This is a genomic window from Nocardia sp. NPDC005998 (assembly GCF_040614395.1).
In the GTDB taxonomy this organism is placed as follows: domain Bacteria; phylum Actinomycetota; class Actinomycetes; order Mycobacteriales; family Mycobacteriaceae; genus Nocardia.
Genome location: NZ_JBEXUI010000006.1, coordinates 21,715 through 39,771, shown reverse-complemented (window position 1 = coordinate 39,771; position 18,057 = coordinate 21,715). Strand labels below are relative to the sequence as shown.

At 66.9% G+C, this 18,057-nt stretch carries 8 protein-coding genes; 4 read left to right on the top strand and 4 right to left on the bottom strand.

Annotation, left to right across the window (positions count from 1 at the left end; translation table 11 throughout):
- Nucleotides 1-25: 25 nt before the first annotated feature.
- From ABZ293_RS11760 to ABZ293_RS11750, 3 genes are all read left to right on the top strand, one after another.
- On the top strand, nucleotides 26-11,338 hold the full coding sequence (locus ABZ293_RS11760; protein ID WP_355179687.1) for an amino acid adenylation domain-containing protein: 11,313 nt from the start codon (nucleotides 26-28) through the stop codon (nucleotides 11,336-11,338).
- Between the two features lie 273 nt (nucleotides 11,339-11,611).
- Nucleotides 11,612-12,601 carry an alpha/beta hydrolase family protein gene (locus ABZ293_RS11755; RefSeq protein ID WP_355180005.1) on the top strand — a complete coding sequence of 330 codons (990 nt, stop codon included), beginning with the start codon at nucleotides 11,612-11,614 and terminating at the stop codon, nucleotides 12,599-12,601.
- A 278-nt stretch (nucleotides 12,602-12,879) separates the two neighbouring features.
- Entirely contained in the window at nucleotides 12,880-14,118 is a 1,239-nt protein-coding gene (locus tag ABZ293_RS11750) for an Nramp family divalent metal transporter (protein WP_355180003.1), read from the top strand.
- 141 nt (nucleotides 14,119-14,259) lie between these two features.
- On the opposite strand, the gene ABZ293_RS11745 is transcribed toward ABZ293_RS11750, so the two are convergent.
- Both ABZ293_RS11745 and ABZ293_RS11740 read right to left on the bottom strand, forming a co-directional pair.
- On the bottom strand, nucleotides 14,260-14,667 hold the full coding sequence (locus tag ABZ293_RS11745) for a nuclear transport factor 2 family protein (RefSeq protein ID WP_355179685.1): 408 nt from the start codon (nucleotides 14,665-14,667) through the stop codon (nucleotides 14,260-14,262).
- A gap of 10 nt (nucleotides 14,668-14,677) precedes the next feature.
- Complete coding sequence (locus ABZ293_RS11740) at nucleotides 14,678-15,607, bottom strand: zinc-binding dehydrogenase (protein WP_355179683.1); 930 nt, start codon at nucleotides 15,605-15,607, stop codon at nucleotides 14,678-14,680.
- A gap of 109 nt (nucleotides 15,608-15,716) precedes the next feature.
- On the opposite strand from ABZ293_RS11740, the gene ABZ293_RS11735 reads away from it, so the two are divergent.
- Nucleotides 15,717-16,073, top strand: coding sequence for a helix-turn-helix domain-containing protein (locus tag ABZ293_RS11735; protein WP_355179681.1), 357 nt, complete (start codon nucleotides 15,717-15,719; stop codon nucleotides 16,071-16,073).
- Here ABZ293_RS11735 and ABZ293_RS11730 read toward each other — a convergent pair whose 3' ends face one another.
- Complete coding sequence (locus tag ABZ293_RS11730) at nucleotides 16,074-17,099, bottom strand: SDR family oxidoreductase (RefSeq protein ID WP_355179679.1); 1,026 nt, start codon at nucleotides 17,097-17,099, stop codon at nucleotides 16,074-16,076. It lies immediately after the preceding gene.
- A gap of 89 nt (nucleotides 17,100-17,188) precedes the next feature.
- Nucleotides 17,189-17,992, bottom strand: a complete 804-nt coding sequence (locus ABZ293_RS11725; RefSeq protein ID WP_355179677.1) for an enoyl-CoA hydratase-related protein — start codon at nucleotides 17,990-17,992, stop codon at nucleotides 17,189-17,191.
- Nucleotides 17,993-18,057: the final 65 nt, after the last annotated feature.

Sequence of the window (18,057 nt, the reverse complement as noted above, 5' to 3'; positions counted from 1 at the left end):
GTCGGCATGAGGAAGCGGTGAGCGCGTGACGCGCCAGGCACGCGTGCGACCGGCACGGGCACAGCGGACGCGAGTTATTACCCTGCCGCAGTTGATGGCGGCCGCCGTGGAGGCCAATCCCGGCGGCCCGGCCGTCGTATTCGCCGATGCGAACCGCAGTTCCGCGGGGCTGAGTTACGCCGAGTTGGATGAGCGTTCGACCAGGTTGGCCCGGTTGCTCATCGACCGTGGTGTCGGCCCGGAGGATCTGGTCGCCGTGGCCATCCCGAGGTCGGTGGATTCGGTGCTCGCGGTATGGGCGGTCGCCAAGACCGGTGCCGGATTCGTTCCGGTGGATCCGAACTATCCGCGGGAGCGGGTGGCGCATATGCTGACCGACTCCGGAGTGAGTTTCGGGCTGACGGTCAATGCGGTCCGCCGCGGCCTACCCGACCATGCCGAATGGCTATTGCTCGACGATGCCGTCACCGCGCAAGGGCTGCAGCGGTATCCGGTGGATCGGGTGACCAATCAGGATCGGGTGCGGCCGCTGCACGGCGCGCATCCGGCCTATGTCATCTACACCTCGGGATCGACCGGTGTCCCGAAGGGCGTGGTCATCACCCACCAGGGGCTATCCGGTTTCTGCGATGAGCAGCGCACCCGGTACCGGGTGACCAGTGCCGCGCGGACACTGCATTTCGCTTCGCCGTCTTTCGATGCGTCGGTGCTGGAATTGCTGCTGGCACTGGGTGGTGCGGCCACCATGGTGGTGGTGTCGCCGACCGTCTACGGCGGTGCCGAACTCGCCGCGGTATTGCGGCGCGAGCGGGTGACGCATGCGTTCGTGACACCCGCGGCACTGGCCTCGGTGGAGCCCGAGGGACTGGACGAGCTGCGGGTCGTGGTGACCGGCGGTGAGGCGTGTCCGCCGCAGTTGGTGCGGCGCTGGGTATTACCGATCGCGGGCGGTTTGCTGCGCGAGTTCTTCGACGCCTACGGTCCGACCGAGGCCACCGTCGCCACCAATATCACCGCGCCGATGGTGCCATGGGAGCCGGTGACCCTCGGCCCGCCGATCCACGGCATCACCGCCTATGTGCTCAACGATCGGCTGGTGCCGGTGCCGAACCGGGTGGTCGGCGAGCTGTATGTCGCCGGGGCACAGCTGGCCCGCGGATACCTCGGCCAACGGGCACTCACCGCGGCGCGCTTCGTGGCCAATCCGTTCGAACCCGGCACCCGGCTCTACCGCACCGGTGATCTGGTGCGCTGGAGCGCGACCGGTGAACTGGAATACCTGGGCCGCAATGACTCCCAGGTGAAGATTCGCGGGTTCCGCATCGAACTCGCCGAAATCGACGCGGTGCTCGGCTCGTCGCCGAGCGTGGACTTCGCCGTGACTGTCGGGCATGAGCGCGACAGCGGAACCACTGTTCTGGTGTCCTACGTGCACGCTGCGCAGGGGTACACCGTCGATCCGGTGGAGTTGAAGGCGCTGGTCGAGCGGAAATTGCCCACGCATATGGTGCCCGCCTGCATCACCGTGCTCGACCGGGTGCCGCTGTCACCCATGGGCAAGCTGGACCGCAGCGCATTGCCGGCACCGGTCTTCGAGGCCAAGGTATTCCGCGCCCCCTCGACACCGGTCGAGGAGATCGTCGCGGGCACCTTCGGCGATGTGCTCGGTGTCGCGCGCGTCGGTCTGGACGACGACTTCTTCGAGCTGGGCGGCAATTCGCTGCTCGCGACCCAGGTGACCGCGCGGCTGGATGCGGCGCTGGATACCGAATTGGCGGTCCGCGATCTATTCCACGCCGCGACGGTGGCCGCCTTCGCCGCGGTGGTCGAACGCACCGCCGGATCCGGCCGGGGTCGACCGCGCCTGATCGCGGGGGAGCGGCCGGAGCTGATTCCGTTGTCGCTGGCCCAGCAGCGGTATTGGTTCCTCAACCAGTTCGACACCGAGAGTTCCGCGGTGGACAACATTCCGGTCGCCGTACGCCTCTCGGGTGCGCTGGATATCCGCGCGCTCGGTCTGGCGATCGGGGATGTGCTGACCCGCCACGAGGTGCTGCGGACCACCTATCCGAGCGAGGGCGGGCGGCCGCATCAGGTCGTGCATCCGGTGCCGGAGAATTCCTTCGCGCTGGTGCCGACCGAGGTCACCGAGGACGAATTGGTACCGCGGATAATCGAATTCGCCGCCATGACCTTCGATGTCACCATCGAGGTGCCGGTCGCGATCGGACTGTTCCAGATCGCACCGCGCGAGCACGTCGTCGCACTGACGGTGCACCACGTCGCGGCCGACGGTGCCTCGATGGGGCCGCTGGCCCGCGATCTGATGGTCGCCTATGCCGCACGGGTGCAGGGGCAGTCACCGCAGTGGCCCGCGCTGCCGGTGCAGTACGCCGACTACGCGCTCTGGGAACGCGAGGTACTCGGTTCGGAGGACGATCCGCAATCGCTTGCCGCACAGCAGATCGCGTACTGGCAGGTCAGGCTGGCGCAGCTGCCGGACCAATTGGAGCTGCCAGCGGATCGCCCGCGCCCGCCCGCACAGTCCTTCCAGGGCAGATCGGTCCGATTCGAGATTTCCGCGGATCGGCATGCACGGCTGCACACGCTGGCACGGGCCAACCAGGCCTCGCTGTTCATGGTCGTGCACGCGGCGCTTGCGGTGCTGCTGGCCCGGCTATCGGGCACGGACGATATCGCCGTCGGCACGCCGATCGCCGGTCGCGGTGAGCGCGAACTCGACGATCTGATCGGCATGTTCGTCAATACCTTGGTATTCCGGACGCGGGTGCGGCCCGGCGATACCTTCGCCGAACTGCTCGCCGAGGTCCGGGAGCGGGATCTCGAGGCCTTCGCGCACGCCGATGTGCCGTTCGAGCGCATTGTCGAGGCGCTGAACCCGGTGCGCTCGATCGCCCGCAATCCGCTGTTCCAGGTCGGTCTTTCGTTCCAGAATCTGGCCGACACCGGCTTCGAACTGCCCGGACTTTCGGTCGGCGCGGTCGATTTCGATCTGCAGTTGGCCAAGACGGACCTGCATATCTCGCTGGCCGACCGCTACGGCCCGGACGGTGCGCCCGCCGGGATCCTGACCGACTTCGGTTATGCCACCGACCTGTTCGACGAGACCACGGTGCAGGGGTTCGCGGATCGGTTCCTGCGGGTGCTCGATGCCGTCATCACCGATGTCTCGGTGCGCGTCGGTGAGATCGAACTGCTGGCCGTTGATGAGAGTTCGCGGATTCTGGCGGAGTGGAACGACACCGCGCACACCATCGATACGACGGCGACCTTGGTATCGCTGTTGGATGCGACGGTGGCGGCGGCACCGGATGCGGTTGCGCTGGTATCGGATCAGCCGGGGCGCAAACTTACCTACGCCGAACTCGACGCCCGGGCGAATCGCCTGGCGCGGTATCTGATCCAGCGCGGTGTGCGGCCCGAGGACCGGATTGCGCTGGGCATTCGCCGGTCGATCGATCTGGTCGTTGCCATGTACGCGGTGGCAAAATCGGGTGCCGCCTATGTGCCCATCGATCCGGATCAACCGGCCGAGCGCGTCGAATACATCCTGCGAACCGCGCGACCGGTCTGCCTGTTGAACACCGCCTACGACGGATTCCGCACCAATGTGGTCGATTCGGTGGCGATCGACGATCTCGACCTGTCCCGATACCCGGACACGCCGGTCACGCCGGGCGAACGCCGTTGGCCACTACTACCGGCGAATACCGCGTACGTGATCTTCACATCGGGTTCGACCGGACAGCCGAAGGGTGTCGCGGTCTCGCACGCCGCGATCGTCAACCAGTTGCTGTGGGAGACGGCCGAGTTCGGCCTCGGCGCCGATGATGTGGTGTTGCTGAAGACGGTCGCCACCTTCGATCTATCGGTCTGGGAATTCTGGACGGCGGCGGTCTGCGGTGGCACCTTGGTCATCGCCGCACCCGATGGTCATCGGGATCCGGCCTATCTGACCGAGCTGACGGCACGCGAGTCGGTGACGACCTTGCATATTGTGCCGTCGATGCTGGACGCGATGTCGACCGGACAGCTGTCCCGATCGCTGCGCCGGGTGCTGGCGATCGGCGAGACGCTGCCCGTTTCGACCGCACAGCGGTTCCGTCGGGACAACGCCGCCGACCTGTTCAATCTGTATGGTCCGACCGAGGCCGCGGTGTCCATCACAAGCCACCGGGTGACCGATGCGGACACGGTGTCGGTGTCGATCGGTGCGCCGGAGTGGAACAGCCGTGTCTACGTGCTGGATTCGCGTTTGCGTCCGGTGCCGGTTGGCGTCTGCGGGGAGTTGTACCTGGCCGGTGCGCAATTGGCGCGCGGCTACTTCGGACGTGCGGATCTGACCGCGGAACGGTTCGTGGCCAATCCGTTCGAATACGGCGCGCGCATGTACCGAACCGGCGATCTGGTGGCCTGGAACGAACAGGGTGAGCTGGAGTACCACGGCCGTACCGACTTCCAGGTGAAGATCCGCGGTTTCCGCATCGAACTCGGCGAGATCGAGACCGCCTTGCTCGCCCGGCCCGAGATCGCGCAGGCCGCGGTGCTCGTCAAATCCGATTCGCGGATCGGCGACCGGCTGGTGGCCTACCTGGTAACCGCGACCCCGGTGGAGATCTCCGAGATCAAGGCGGCACTGAGTGCGGTGCTGCCGTCGTACATGGTCCCCAATGCCTTCGTGAGGCTGGACGCGTTGCCCCGCAATGCGAATGGCAAGCTGGATCGCGCCGCGCTACCCGAACCCGAGTTCGAGAGCCAGGTCTTCCGGGTGCCGTCGACTCCGATCGAGGAGATCGTGGCTGGCGTCTACGGCGACGTGCTCGGCGTGCAGCGCATCGGGCGCGATGACGACTTCTTCGCCATGGGCGGCAATTCGCTGCTCGCGACGCAGGTGGCGGCGCGGATCGGCGACGCACTCGACACCAAGGTTCTGGTGCGGGCGGTCTTCGAAACGCCCACCGTGGCCGGACTGGCCGCCAAGGTCGAGACCCATGTCGGTTCGGGTCGGCGGCGACCGCTGCTGGCCGGATTGCGGCCGGAGCAGGTGCCGCTTTCGCTTGCGCAGCTGCGGATGTGGTTCATCAACCAGTTCGATCCCAGTTCGGCGGCCTACCACATCCCGGTTGCCATCCGGCTCTCCGGCGAGCTGGATGTGACCGCGCTCGGCCTGGCCGTCGAGGATATGGTGACCCGGCACGAGGTGCTGCGCACCGTCTACCCGCACACCCCCGACGGCCCGGTGCAGGAGGTGCTCCCCCCGAGCGAGGTGCCGATCGATCTGGTACCGATTCCGATCGCGGAAGCGGCCGCGGCACAGGAGGTTCGGCAGGTCGTCGCGGCGGGCTTCGATGTCACCGTCCAGGTGCCGTTCCGCGCCAGCCTGTTCCGGCTCGATACCGGTGATCACATCCTGGTCTTCGTGGCCCATCACATCGGCGCGGACGGCTGGTCGATGGCGCCCCTGGTCCGCGATGTCATGCTCGCCTACTCCGCGCGCAGTGCCGGTGAGCCGCCCGCGTGGGCGCCGCTGCCGGTGCAGTACGCGGATTTCAGTGTCTGGCAACGCAATGTGCTCGGCTCCGAGGACGATCCGGACAGCCTGATCTCGGCGCAGGCCGACTACTGGCGCACCGCGCTGGCCGATCTGCCCGATGAACTCAACCTGCCAACGGATCGCCCACGCCCGGCAATGCGGACCTTTGCGGGCGGGCGCACCGAATTCGCGATCGACCCGCAGGTGCATGCCGGTCTGGCGCGGCTGGCGCGCGAACACAACGCCACCATGTTCATGGTGGTGCACGCCGCGCTGTCGGTATTCCTGGCGCGCATGTCCGGCACCGGCGATATCGTCATCGGCACACCGGTGGCCGGTCGCGGCGCCGCCGAACTCGACGACATGATCGGCATGTTCGTCAATACGCTGGTGCTGCGACTGGAAGTGCCCGGCGAGAGCACCTTCGGCGATCTGCTCGCCCGCGCCAAAGACACCGACCTACACGCCTTCACCCATGCCGACCTGCCCTTCGAGCGGTTGGTCGAGCTGCTGAATCCGCCGCGCTCAACCGCACGGCATCCGCTGTTCCAGGTGTCGATGTCGTATCTGAACCTGCCGACCAGCACCTTCGAACTGCCCGGATTGCGGGCGGATACCGTCGATTTCGCGGTCGATACCGCGAAATTCGATCTGTCGCTGACCATGTGGGCACCGGGTACCGCCGAGGACGGCCTGCGCGGTGAATTCAACTTCGCGCGGGATCTATTCGACGACGCGACGATCGAGCGATTCGCCGCACGGTTCACCCGACTGCTCACCGAAATCGTCGCGCGCCCCGATTCCCCAGTGGGTGACCTGCCGCTGCTCGACGCGGCCGAGGAGCGTGCGCTGACGCCGGTGCGGCGCGGTGCGACGCCCGCCGTCCGCCTGCTGCCGGACCTGCTGACCAGTGCCGTCGGCGACGATCCCGAGCATGTCGCGGTGCGCTCCGCCGGTCGCTCGATCACCTACCGCGAACTCGACGAATATTCCTCGCGGCTGGCGCGGGTACTCATCGATCGCGGTGTCGGCCCGGAAAGTCTTGTCGCACTTGCCTTCCCGCGCTCCCTGGAGATGGTTGCGGCCTTCTGGGCGGTCGCCAAGGCCGGTGGCGCGTATGTGCCCATCGACCCGACCTATCCGGCGGAGCGGATCCGGCACATGGTGAGCGACTCCGGCGTCGTGCTCGGTATTACCACCTCGACCTACGCGGAGCAGCTGCCCAACGGGTCGAGTGGAACCGCCTGGCTCGAGCTCGACGATCCCGCGATCCATACCGCGGTGGCCGGTAAGTCGCCAGCACCGGTCGCCGATGCCGAACGGCTGACGACGCTGCTGCCGCAGCATCCGGCCTACGTGATCTACACCTCGGGCTCGACGGGTGTCCCCAAGGGCGTCACCGTCACCCACGTCGGCGTCGGCGGCGCGGTCGAATACGCGAGTGCCCTGTTCCAGGTCACCGCGAACCACCGCTTCCTGCATCTGTGCTCGCCGAGCTTCGATCCGTCGGTCCTGGAGTGGCTGTGTGCCTTCCGCAACGGGGCGACGCTGGTGATCGTGCCGTCCACAATTCTGGGCGGCCCGGAGCTGGCCGCCCTGCTGCGCACCGAGCGGGTCACCCACGCGATCTTCACCCCGGCCGTGCTCGGCACCGTCGATCCGGCCGGGCTGGACGAATTGCGATACCTGTCCTGCGGCGGCGATATCACCTCGCCGGAGCTGGTCGCCAAATGGCAGCCGGGGCGGCACTTCTGCAACGGCTACGGTCCGACCGAGGCGACCGTCGCCGCGTCGTGGAGCGAGATGGTCGCCGGGCAGCGCATCACCATCGGCGCGCCGGTGCCGGGAACGCCCATGCTGGTACTGGATTCGCGGATGCGCCCGGTGCCGCCCGGCGCGGTCGGCGAACTGTATCTCGCGGGCACCGCACTGGCACGCGGCTACCACGACCGTCCGACGCTGACCGCGGAGCGCTTCGTCGCCGACCCGTGGGGTCCGCCCGGTGCGCGGATGTACCGTACCGGCGATCTGGTGCGCTGGGTCGGCGAATCCGAGCAGTGGGAGCTCGAATACGTCGGGCGCGCGGACTTCCAGCTGAAGATCCGCGGCTTCCGCATCGAACTGGGTGAGATCGATGCGGTGCTCACCGGCCACGACGGCGTCGAATTCGCCGTCACCATCGGCCGGGAAACCGCGACGGGTGAAAAGATCCTCGTCGCCTATGTGCTCGCGGCACTCGGCCGGACCATCGATACCGCCGAACTCACCGAATACGCGGCGCGCAGCCTGCCGCGGCATATGGTCCCCGCGACCATCGTGGTCCTCGACGCGGTGCCGGTGACCCCGGTCGGCAAGATCGATCGCGCGGCCCTGCCCGAACCCGAACTGGCCCAACGCCCCTACCTCGCGCCGTCGACACCGCAGGAGCTGGCCGTCGCCGGGGTATACGCCGAGGTGCTGGGCATCGACCGGATCGGCGCCGCCGACGACTTCTTCGCGCTCGGCGGCAGTTCGCTGCTCGCGATGCGCGCGGTAGGCAAACTGCGCGAGCTGACCGGTATCGCGGTCCAGGTGCAGTGGTTCTTCACCGATCCCACCGTCGCCGCCCTCACCCAGCGCCTCATGGCGGCCGATGAATCCGGGGACCACGACTACGGATTGAATGCCGAAGCCGCCCTGGACGTGCTGCTGCCGATCCGGCACGGCACCGCGGCACCGCTGTTCTGCATCCATCCGATGGCCGGATTGTCCTGGTGTTATACCGGTCTCGCGCAGCATCTGCCCGCGGACACCCCGATCTTCGGTGTGCAGTCACCCGCACTCTCCGAACCGGATTTCCTGCCGGTTTCGGTGGACGCGATCGCGCGCCGCTATGTCGAGGAGATCCGCGCGGTGCAGCCGGATGGTCCCTACCGGCTGCTGGGGTGGTCGCTGGGCGGTTCGCTGGCGCACGCGGTCGCGGTCGAATTGCAGTCCGCCGGTGCCGAAGTCGCCATGCTGGCCATGCTGGACAGCCGTACCGGCGGCAGTATCGCCGACTTCTGGGCGGAGCTGCGCTCGGCCTTCGCCGAGCTCGGCATCGGCCCGGAGCAGTTGGGCGACAGCAATATCCGCAACCTCACCGAAGAGGCCCTCGCGGTCTTGTATGCCAATATCCCGCCGGAACTGGCCCTGCTGACCCCGGAACGTCTGCGCCAGTGCTACCGCGGCGCGGTGCGCTCGGTGGAACTCGGCATCAACCATCAGCACAAGGTCTTCCACGGCACGCTCGACTTCTTCAGCGCCACCGGCCACACCGCAGAATCCCGGGCCTGGCGCCCCTATGTCGACGGCACGATCACCGAACATCAGATCGCCGCAACCCACGAGCTGATGACAACCCCCGCGGCCTTCGCCGAGATCGGCCCGGTCATCGCCGCCTTGTTCGCGGAAAAGCCCCAGCTTCCGGTCGCGGACGACATCGAGCACACAGCGGTGCCGGTCGACGAAAGCGCCACGGCATCAATCGAATCCGACGCATTCACCGATACGCCCGCGCCGGTCGAACCAGAGAACACGGGTTCAGTCGAACACGGGCACGCGGCCGGGTACGAGCGCATCGGGTCGATCGAATACGACCGTGCGGAATCGGTTGAACATGTCCGCGTGGGATCGGTCGAACTCGGGCATGAGGGGTTGGTCGATTACGAGCGTGCGGGTTCGGTTGAACGTGAGCGTGCGGAGTCGGTCGATTACGAGCGTGCGGGTTCGGGCGAACGTGACCGCTTGTGGTCAGCCGAACTTGGGCATGCGGGTTCGGTTGAACGTGAGCGTGCGGAGTCGGTCGATTACGAGCGTGCGGGTTCGGGCGAACGTGACCGCTTGTGGTCAGCCGAACTTGGGTACGCGGGTTCGGCTGAACATGAGCGTGCGGGGTCAGTCGATTACGAGCGTGCGGGTTCGGGCGAACGTGAGCGTGCGGGTTCGGGCGAACGTGAGCGTGCGGGTTCGGGCGAACGCGAGCATGCGGCCGGATACGAGCGCGTCGGGTCGGTCGATTACGAGCGTGCGGGTTCGGTTGAACGTGACCGCGTGGGATCGGCCGAACTCGGGCGTGCGGGGTCGGTTGAACGCGATAGTGCAGGGTCGGTCGAATACGACCGTGCGGGTTCGGTCGAAGGTGAACGCCTGGGATCGGCCGAATACGAGCCCGCGGGATCTGCCAGCGAATACGCCGGATCAGTCGATACCCCGGCCGCATTCGAATACGACTACCCGACAACGATCCTTGTCCCGATACAAGTCGATGCCCCGGCACCGGTCGATGACTCGGCGACGATCGACGACCTGCCGCCCACCGTCGAGGCTCCGGCACTGTTCGACGACGAAGACGACGAAACCGAAGCCGACGACCGGGCACCCGAGGTCGCCGGGTCCGAACACGTCGCATTCTCGATCGACACGGCGGCACCCGATGACCCGTTCGAACTGGCGGTCCCGCACCGACCCGAGGAACCCGACGACAGCCCCATTCCGCTGTCGCTCACCCCGAATGCCGTGCGGCTCTTGGACTCCGGAGCCGAACTGCGCGTCATCACCCTCGATATTCCGCCCAACTTCTCCCCGGAGGCGGTGCAATTCGCCGTCGATACGGTGCTCGAGCAGCATCCGATGCTCTGGGTCCGCCTGCACCGCTCCGGCGTCGGGCCCGATCCGGTCTTCGAGATTCCGGCCGAGGCCCTGCGCCTGGACGAGGCCTTCCTCGGGCTGGAGTACACCGCCGACCAGACCCCACCGCCCCTCGATGATGTGGTGCGCGCCGTGGCCACCGAACTGGATCCGGTAAACGGCCGCAATATCCGCTTCGTCCTGGTCGGCGGCCGAGAGGTGCCCTCGACCATGGTGGTGGTGGCCAACGGTCTGGTGGTGGACGACACCTCGTGGCGCACCATCATCGACAAACTGTCGCTGGCCTGGTCGCGCGGCAGACACCGGACGCCCGCCGTGCCCGAGTCCGGCCTGTCCGATCTGCTCGGTGTGCTCTCGGAGCGGGCGAGCGGCCCGGCCGCGATCGAGGAAGTGGCATGGTGGCACCACGCCCTGAGCGTGGTCCCCGCGGCCGCGGCCGGTGCCACGGGCAAGAATCTGCGGTCGCGTCGTCGCGTCTCACTGACCATCACCACCGAGGGCACCGCGGCCGTCGTCGCGGCGGCCGCCGCACACGGCGCGAGCGTCGACGAGGTGCTGCTGACCGCCCTGGCCATCGCGCGGATCACCTCCGCAGGCGAAACCGTCACCGACGCCATCGGTCCAGTGGTGCGCCTGCTCGCCGACAGCCGGGGGATGGCCGAGACCGATACCCTCGTCGGCGCCTTCACCACCGCCTATCCGCTGCCGATCGGGCTGGAGGGCATCGATATCGAGGAGGCGCTGGTCGGTGGCCATGCTGCGGGTATCGCGATCCAGCAGATCAAGCGGCTGACGGGCGCGGTGCCGTCCTACGGCGTCGGTTACGGGTTGCTGCGCTATCTGAATCCCGATACCGCCGCCGCCCTGAATGCGCTGCCGGTCGGCCGGTGCGCGCTGCGCTATCGGGATCTGCGCCCGGCGCAGGTGCACACCGACGAACCGGCCACCGATCTGCTGCTCGATATCACCGCCGACGCCACCGCCGACGGTCTGCTCGTGCGCTTCGACTACGCGGCCGAGGCGTTCGGTGGTGACGAGGTCAAGACCTTCGCCGAACACTGGATCCGGGCACTCGGCGGGCTGGCCGAACACGGTCAGCGGGTGCACGCCGGATGACCTCGCTCGGGCGCGGACCGAGGCGACCATGATCACATTCGGGCAGCTCAGACACGGTCGAGCAACATTGCGGTAACGATGTCCAGTATTGTCACGACTAAATAGGCCGTATGGTCGGGCATGGTGCCGTTGGCACGGTCCCTGACGGCCTGGGGAAGCCCACCCGTAATCACGATACGAAGTGAAGGTGTGAAATTGATGCGTAGTCTGATCCGGCGTCGCGGCACACGTGCGGCGGCGGTGATCGCGGCAACCGCAGCATTCGCGGGAGTCATGTCCGGCTTCGGCGCATCCACGGCGACGGCAGACCCGATCATGGATTCGAAGGCGCTGCTGGCGAATCCTGTCTCGGCGGACGGCTCGAAGATCACCAAGGCCGAGTACAAGGACGACCGCAGCATCCGCCTGCAGGTCTACTCCGCGGCCATGGACCGCACCTTCCCGGTCGACGTGCAGCGCCCCGCCGACGCCTCGGTGCCGCGCCCGGTCCTGTACCTGCTCAACGGTGCGGGCGGCGGCGAGGACGACGCGTCCTGGGTGGCCAAGACCGATGCGTTGAAGTTCCTCGGCGACAAGAACGTCAATGTGGTCCAGCCGATCGGCGGCAAGTGGAGCTACTACACCGACTGGATCAAGGACGACCCGACGCTCGGCCGCAACAAGTGGAAGACCTTCTTCACCGAGGAGCTGCCGCCGCTGATCGACGGCGCGCTCGGCACCAACGGCACCAATGCCATCGCGGGCCTGTCCACCTCGGGCACCACCGTGCTTGCGCTGCCGATCGCCAAGCCGGGCCTGTACAAGGCCGCCGCCGCCTACAGCGGCTGCGCCCAGACCAGTGATCCGGTCGGCTCGGAGTTCGTCAAGCTGACCGTCGAGACCTGGGGCGGCGGCAATGTCGAGAACATGTGGGGCCCGCTCGGTTCGGCGGATTGGAAGGCGAACGACCCCTACGTCAACGCCGAGGGTCTGCGCGGTACCGACCTCTACATCTCGACCGGCAACGGCCTGCCCGGCCCGTACGACACCCTGAACGGTCAGTACGCCCTTCCCGGCGCCTACGGTCTGGCCAACCAGATCCTGATCGGCGGTGTCATCGAGGCGGGCACCAACTACTGCACCAACAACATGAAGGCCAAGCTGGATTCGCTCGGCATCCCGGCCACCTTCAACTTCCGCCCCTCCGGCACCCACTCCTGGGGCTACTGGAACGACGAGCTGCACGCGTCCTGGCCCACCCTGGCCCGCGGCCTCGGCCTCTGAGGCAGCCGCCGGGAGATAGTTGATCGCACCCGACCGCCCCGATGTGTTCTACAACACAATCGGGGCGGTCGGTCTTTTTTTGTCCGGTTTTCGCGTTATTACTGTTTTCGCAGGTACATGGGTAGCTCGTCGTCTGTGGGGCAACTCAACCCGTACCAGACCCGTGGCCGCGGACAGTGCGGTCGAGGCATCCGAGTTCGGCTTGCAGGTTTCAATAGGCGGGATCAACTAACGATTAAGTTCGGGAACCCGTAAAATTCTGTTCTGTGAGTACAACCCTGGTCGAATCGGCGCGAAACGCGACGACCCGGGCGAGATCTGTCAGTGTCTTGCTCGGCCCGGCATTCGTAGCGGCCATTGCCTATGTCGATCCCGGCAATGTGGCGTCGAATATCAGTGCGGGCGCCGAGTTCGGCTATCTGCTCGTCTGGGTCATCGTGATGGCCAATGTGATGGCCGGGCTGGTGCAGTTCCTGTCCGCGAAGCTGGGGTTGGTCACCGGTATGTCGCTACCGGAGGCGGTCCGGTCGAAGTCGAGTCGTCCGGTGCGTCTTGCCTACTGGATCCAGGCCGAGACCGTCGCCATGGCCACCGATCTGGCCGAGGTGGTCGGCGGCGCGATCGCGCTGAAGCTGCTGTTCGATCTGCCGCTGCTGGTCGGCGGGCTGATCACCGGTGTGGTCTCGATGGCGCTGCTGCTGGTGCAGAACCGCCGCGGGCAGAAGCCGTTCGAGCGGGTGATCACGGGTCTACTTGCCGTCATCGCCATCGGCTTCCTGGCCAGCGTGGTGATTGCGCCGCCGTCGGTCCCCAGCACCCTCGGCGGGCTGCTGCCGCGCTTCCAGGGCTCGGAGAGCGTGCTGCTCGCGGCCGCCATGATCGGCGCGACCGTCATGCCGCACGCGGTCTACCTGCACTCCGGACTGGCCCGCGACCGCCACGGTCAACCCGAGGTCGGGCCGATCCGCACCCGGTTGCTGCGGATCACCCGATACGACGTCGGACTGGCCATGGTGCTCGCGGGCACGGTCAATCTGGCCATGCTGCTGATGGCCGCGAACACCCTGCGCGGCCGCGAGAATGTCGACACCCTCGAGGGTGCGCATGCCGCCGTCGGCGATGCGCTCGGCCCCGTCGCCGCGCTGCTGCTGGCAATCGGCCTGCTGGCCTCCGGCCTGGCATCGACCTCGGTCGGCGCGTATGCGGGCGCGATGATCATGGAAGGCCTACTGCGCCGCAAGATTCCGCTGCTGGCCCGCCGTCTGGTCACGCTGGTTCCGGCCATCATCATCCTGGCGGTCGGCATCGATCCCACACGCGCGCTGATCATTTCGCAGGTGGTGCTCTCGTTCGGCATTCCGTTCGCGCTGATCCCGCTGGTCCGATTCACCAGCGACCGGGTCCTGATGGGCAACGATGTCAACCACCGGGTCACCACCGGCTTGGCCTGGCTGGTCGCCCTCATCATCAGCCTGCTCAATGTCGCACTGATCTACCTGACCGTCGCGGGCAATTAGCGCCGCATCCAGCTACCTCCTGCCGCGGGGTCTGTCGAACGTAGTCGAATGGTGGTGGCGCAGGCCGTATTCGACCGCCTGATGACTACGCTCGGCGAGCAGCCGAAGCGGGTAGTGCAAGCAGTCTGTCTGGACGGGGCATTAGGGGAACAGGGTGCGCTGGGCATAGCCGGTGTCGAAATATTCGCGGGCTTCGGCGATTTTGCCGTCCTCGACCCGGAAGACGATTGCCACATTGTTGACATACGGCTCGCCCGCCTTGGTGGTCGCGTGGGTGGTCCATTCGGCGACGGCCTGCGCGCCGTCGGCCAGTACGGTCCGCACCTGCTGACCGATCGGCTGGGACAGATCCATCCGCTCGATCATCTGCGCGACGAATTGCCCGAAGATCTCCTCCGGTCCGGTCCAGGTCCGCGCGGTCGGCAGCTCGCCGAACAGGGTCCAGGTCGACTCCGGTGTGAAAAAGGCGGCAGCGCGCTCGGCATCGCCGGATCCGAGCGCCTCGATATAGGCCAGGATGGTGGCGCGGGTCTGCTCGGTGCTCGACATGGTCGCTCCTTCAGGCATCGATGGTGAGGATCGCGTTGCCGCGAATCCGGCGGTTGTTCAAATCGGTGAGCACGCTCGCCGTTTCGGCCCAGCCGGCGACCCTACCGATCTCCGGATGCAGGCGGCCCCGCGCCGTCAGATCCACCAGGACGCGCAGGTCTTCGGCGTCGGTGGTATCGGCGACCCAATGTGGGAAGTGCTTCAGCGTGAATGGGCTGACCGTGAGGTATTCGAAGAAGCTGAGCCGGATCGGTCGCAGACTCGCCTGGCCGAACCACAGCACCGTGCCGCCGGGCGCGATCCGGGCGAGCGCATGCGCGAACACATCGCCGCCGACCGATTCGAAGATCACCTCGAAGGGGCCATCCGCATCGGCGACATCATGGATAACGGCCGCGCCGAGTTCGGCCAGTCGGGCGCCGCGCTCGGGGGAGGCCGCGACCGCCGTCACCGCAATGCCTGCGGCCGTTGCCAATTCGACGAGATAGTGGCCGACCCCGCCGGATGCGCCGGTGATCAGCGCCCTCTTATCCGCCGGGGCCTCGACATGGCGGAGCAGGCGCAGCGCGGTCAAACCCGCGAGTGGCAGCGCTGCCGCGGTGGTGGTCGGCACCGCGTCGGGCAGTGCGACCAGTGCGGACGTCGGCACCGGCACCCGCTCAGCCCAGCCGCCACCCTCGGCATGGCCGACCACGCGGGTTCCGACGGCGGGCCCCGAGCCGTCGGCGGCGGCCGCGACCACTCGGCCGACCACATCCTGTCCCATCACGGTGCCCGGCTCGGTCGGGGTGCCGTAGGCCCCGGTCATGGCGAGGATTTCGCCGCGGTTCACCGAGAATGCCTCGACCTGGATGACCGTTGCGTCGGCGGTGGGCGTGGGTTCGGGGATCTCGGCGAACCGCACCAAGGTCCGATCACCGGTTGCGGCAAGGGCTTTCATCTGTATTCCTCCTGGTCGTTGCGATGAAAACGACCCTAGGAGGGTTGGTCTCCAGGTGAAAGAAGGCAGTAATTAGTGGTATAGGTACCTGGTGGATACCAACAATCCCATGGCATACGACATCTTCAACCTGAACTGCCCGTCCCGTGCGGTCTTCGACCGGCTCGGTGAACGCTGGACCGGACTGGTGCTGCTGGCCCTGAAACCGGGCACACTGCGCTTCTCGGAGCTGCGCAGGCAGGTGCAGGGCATCACGCAGAAGATGTTGACCCAGACCCTGCGCGGGCTGGAGCGCGACGGCATGGTGTCGCGCACGGTCTATCCGACCGTGCCGGTCACCGTCGAATACACCCTCACCCCGCTCGGCCACAGTCTCGGCGCCGCGGTCGATGTGCTGCGGGCCTGGGCCATCGAGCACATCGACGAAATCAATACCGCCCGAGCGGAATACGCCGCAGTCGGCTGATCAGACCCAGTTCTCTATCCAGTACTTCCAGATCAGCGGGGCGTAGGCAGCCAGCGGCGGCACCTTGATATCGGTGCCGGCCAGCGCGGTGGTGGCGTTGCGGCAGCCGAACCAGCAGCTGAATTCGCTGTGCTCCAACACATCCTGGGGCACACCGACGCGGGGGAGCAACCAGTTGGTACCGGGGATGCGCAGCAGCATCTCGAGAGCGCGCTTGGGCATCACCTCGACCAGATGCGGCGCACCGGCCTCATCGGCGAACAGATTCAATGCCTCGGCGGCGCTCTGCCGCCGCGGATCGACCAGATGATAGGTGTACGTATTCGAGTCGGGTCGGTGTGCAAGGTGATCCAGTGCGCGGGCCACGAAATCGACCGGGACCATATTCGTCTCACCCAGCTTCGGCACCAGCACCGGCAGGATTCTCGGCAGTTGTGCGGCCATCCGCAGCAGCCGGAAGAAGTAATAGGGCCCGTCGATCCGGTCGATCTCACCGGTGCGCGAATGTCCGATCACGATCGAGGGCCGATAGATGCGCCAGCCGATCCCGGACTCGCGCACGATCCGCTCGGCCTCGAATTCGGCCCGCTGCATCGGCGAGGTCAGCACCTGGCCCACGTCGAACATGTCCTCGGTGAACAGGCCCTCGAATCCGCCCGCCACATCCACCGTCGAGATATGGTGCAGCAGTCCGGCTTTCAGCTCCTCGGCGACATCGATGACATTGCGGGTGCCGCCGCCCCGCTCGGTGAGGTCATAGCTGGACGCCAGATGGAAGATATGGTCGATCGAGCCCCGGTGCTCGGCGAGCCAGCCGGGATCGATGCCGAGCCGAGGCGCGCCGAGATCCCCGCGCACCGGCCGTACCCGATCCTCACCCATCCACTCCTGGGCACAGCAGGTGTACCGGTCCGCCGAATCGATGCCCGGCCGTACCAGCACATGAATATCCCCCTTGCGTTTCAGCAGCTCGGGGACAAGAAACCGACCGATAAACCCAGTTGCTCCGGTAACCAGGTAAGTCATAGCGGATCAACATAGTCGCTTGTTCGGGCGCAGGTGTGCCCGGGATCACTTGCCTGCCTTATCGAGCCCTGTCGAACTGGTCGGCGCGGTCAGTCCGCGAAGACCGGCTTGCGCTTGGTGAGCATGGCGGTCGCGCCTTCGGCGAAGTCGGGGGACCGGAGCAGTTCGCTCTGGCCGGACTTTTCGGCAGCGAGCGAGGCGTCCAGTGCTGACAGGGTCGCGGCGTTGAGTGCCTTCTTGGTGAGTTCGAGCGCGCGGCGCGGACCCGCGGCGATCTTGGCGGCCGCCGCCTCGACCAAGGCGTCGAGTTCGTCCTCGGCGGCCACGGCGGTGAACATTCCGGCCGCCTTGGCCGCCGGGGCGGGCAGCCGCTCGCCGAGCAGTGCCATCTCCGCGGCCAGCGCGCGTCCGGCCGCCGCCGCGACCATGGTGGCCGCGCCGCCGTCGGGCATCAGGCCGATATTGACGAAGGCGAGCAGCAGGTAGGAGTCCTCGGCGGCATAGACCAGATCGGCGGCGAGCGCGAGGCCGACACCGACACCGGCGGCTGCGCCCTTGATCCGGGCGATGACCGGAATCGGGGCGTCCACAATGGCTTTCACGAGGCGGTTGGCCGCATCCATCACCATGTCTGACGATATGCCGCGCTGCGCTTCCGACGCGGTTGCGGCAAGATCGGCTCCCGTGCAGAAATCGCCGCCCGCACCGGTCAGTACGATCACCCGAACCGAACGGTCCGTGGCGGCGGCCAGGAAGGTGTCACCGAGGGCGACCATCGTGTCGTAGTCGATGGCGTTCTTCCGCTTCGGCTTGGTGATCGTGACCCGCAGCACCTTGCCGTCGTGGACGGCGCTGAAGCCCGCGGTGGTGGTCGCGGAATCGGGGTTGCTCATGTGCTGCTCCTGGTCTGGAATTCGGCGGGCGCTGGGTTTTTCCAGCGACCCGCAATCGCTGCGGC

Bases quoted from the DNA above. Each gene is read 5' to 3' on its own strand.
- ABZ293_RS11755 (WP_355180005.1), top strand. From the start codon at position 11,612: ATGTCCGGCTTCGGCGCATCCACGGCGACGGCAGACCCGATCATGGAT.
- ABZ293_RS11740 (WP_355179683.1), bottom strand. From the start codon at position 15,607: ATGAAAGCCCTTGCCGCAACCGGTGATCGGACCTTGGTGCGGTTCGCC.
- ABZ293_RS11725 (WP_355179677.1), bottom strand. From the start codon at position 17,992: ATGAGCAACCCCGATTCCGCGACCACCACCGCGGGCTTCAGCGCCGTC.
- ABZ293_RS11730 (WP_355179679.1), bottom strand. From the start codon at position 17,099: ATGACTTACCTGGTTACCGGAGCAACTGGGTTTATCGGTCGGTTTCTT.
- ABZ293_RS11745 (WP_355179685.1), bottom strand. From the start codon at position 14,667: ATGTCGAGCACCGAGCAGACCCGCGCCACCATCCTGGCCTATATCGAG.
- ABZ293_RS11735 (WP_355179681.1), top strand. From the start codon at position 15,717: ATGGCATACGACATCTTCAACCTGAACTGCCCGTCCCGTGCGGTCTTC.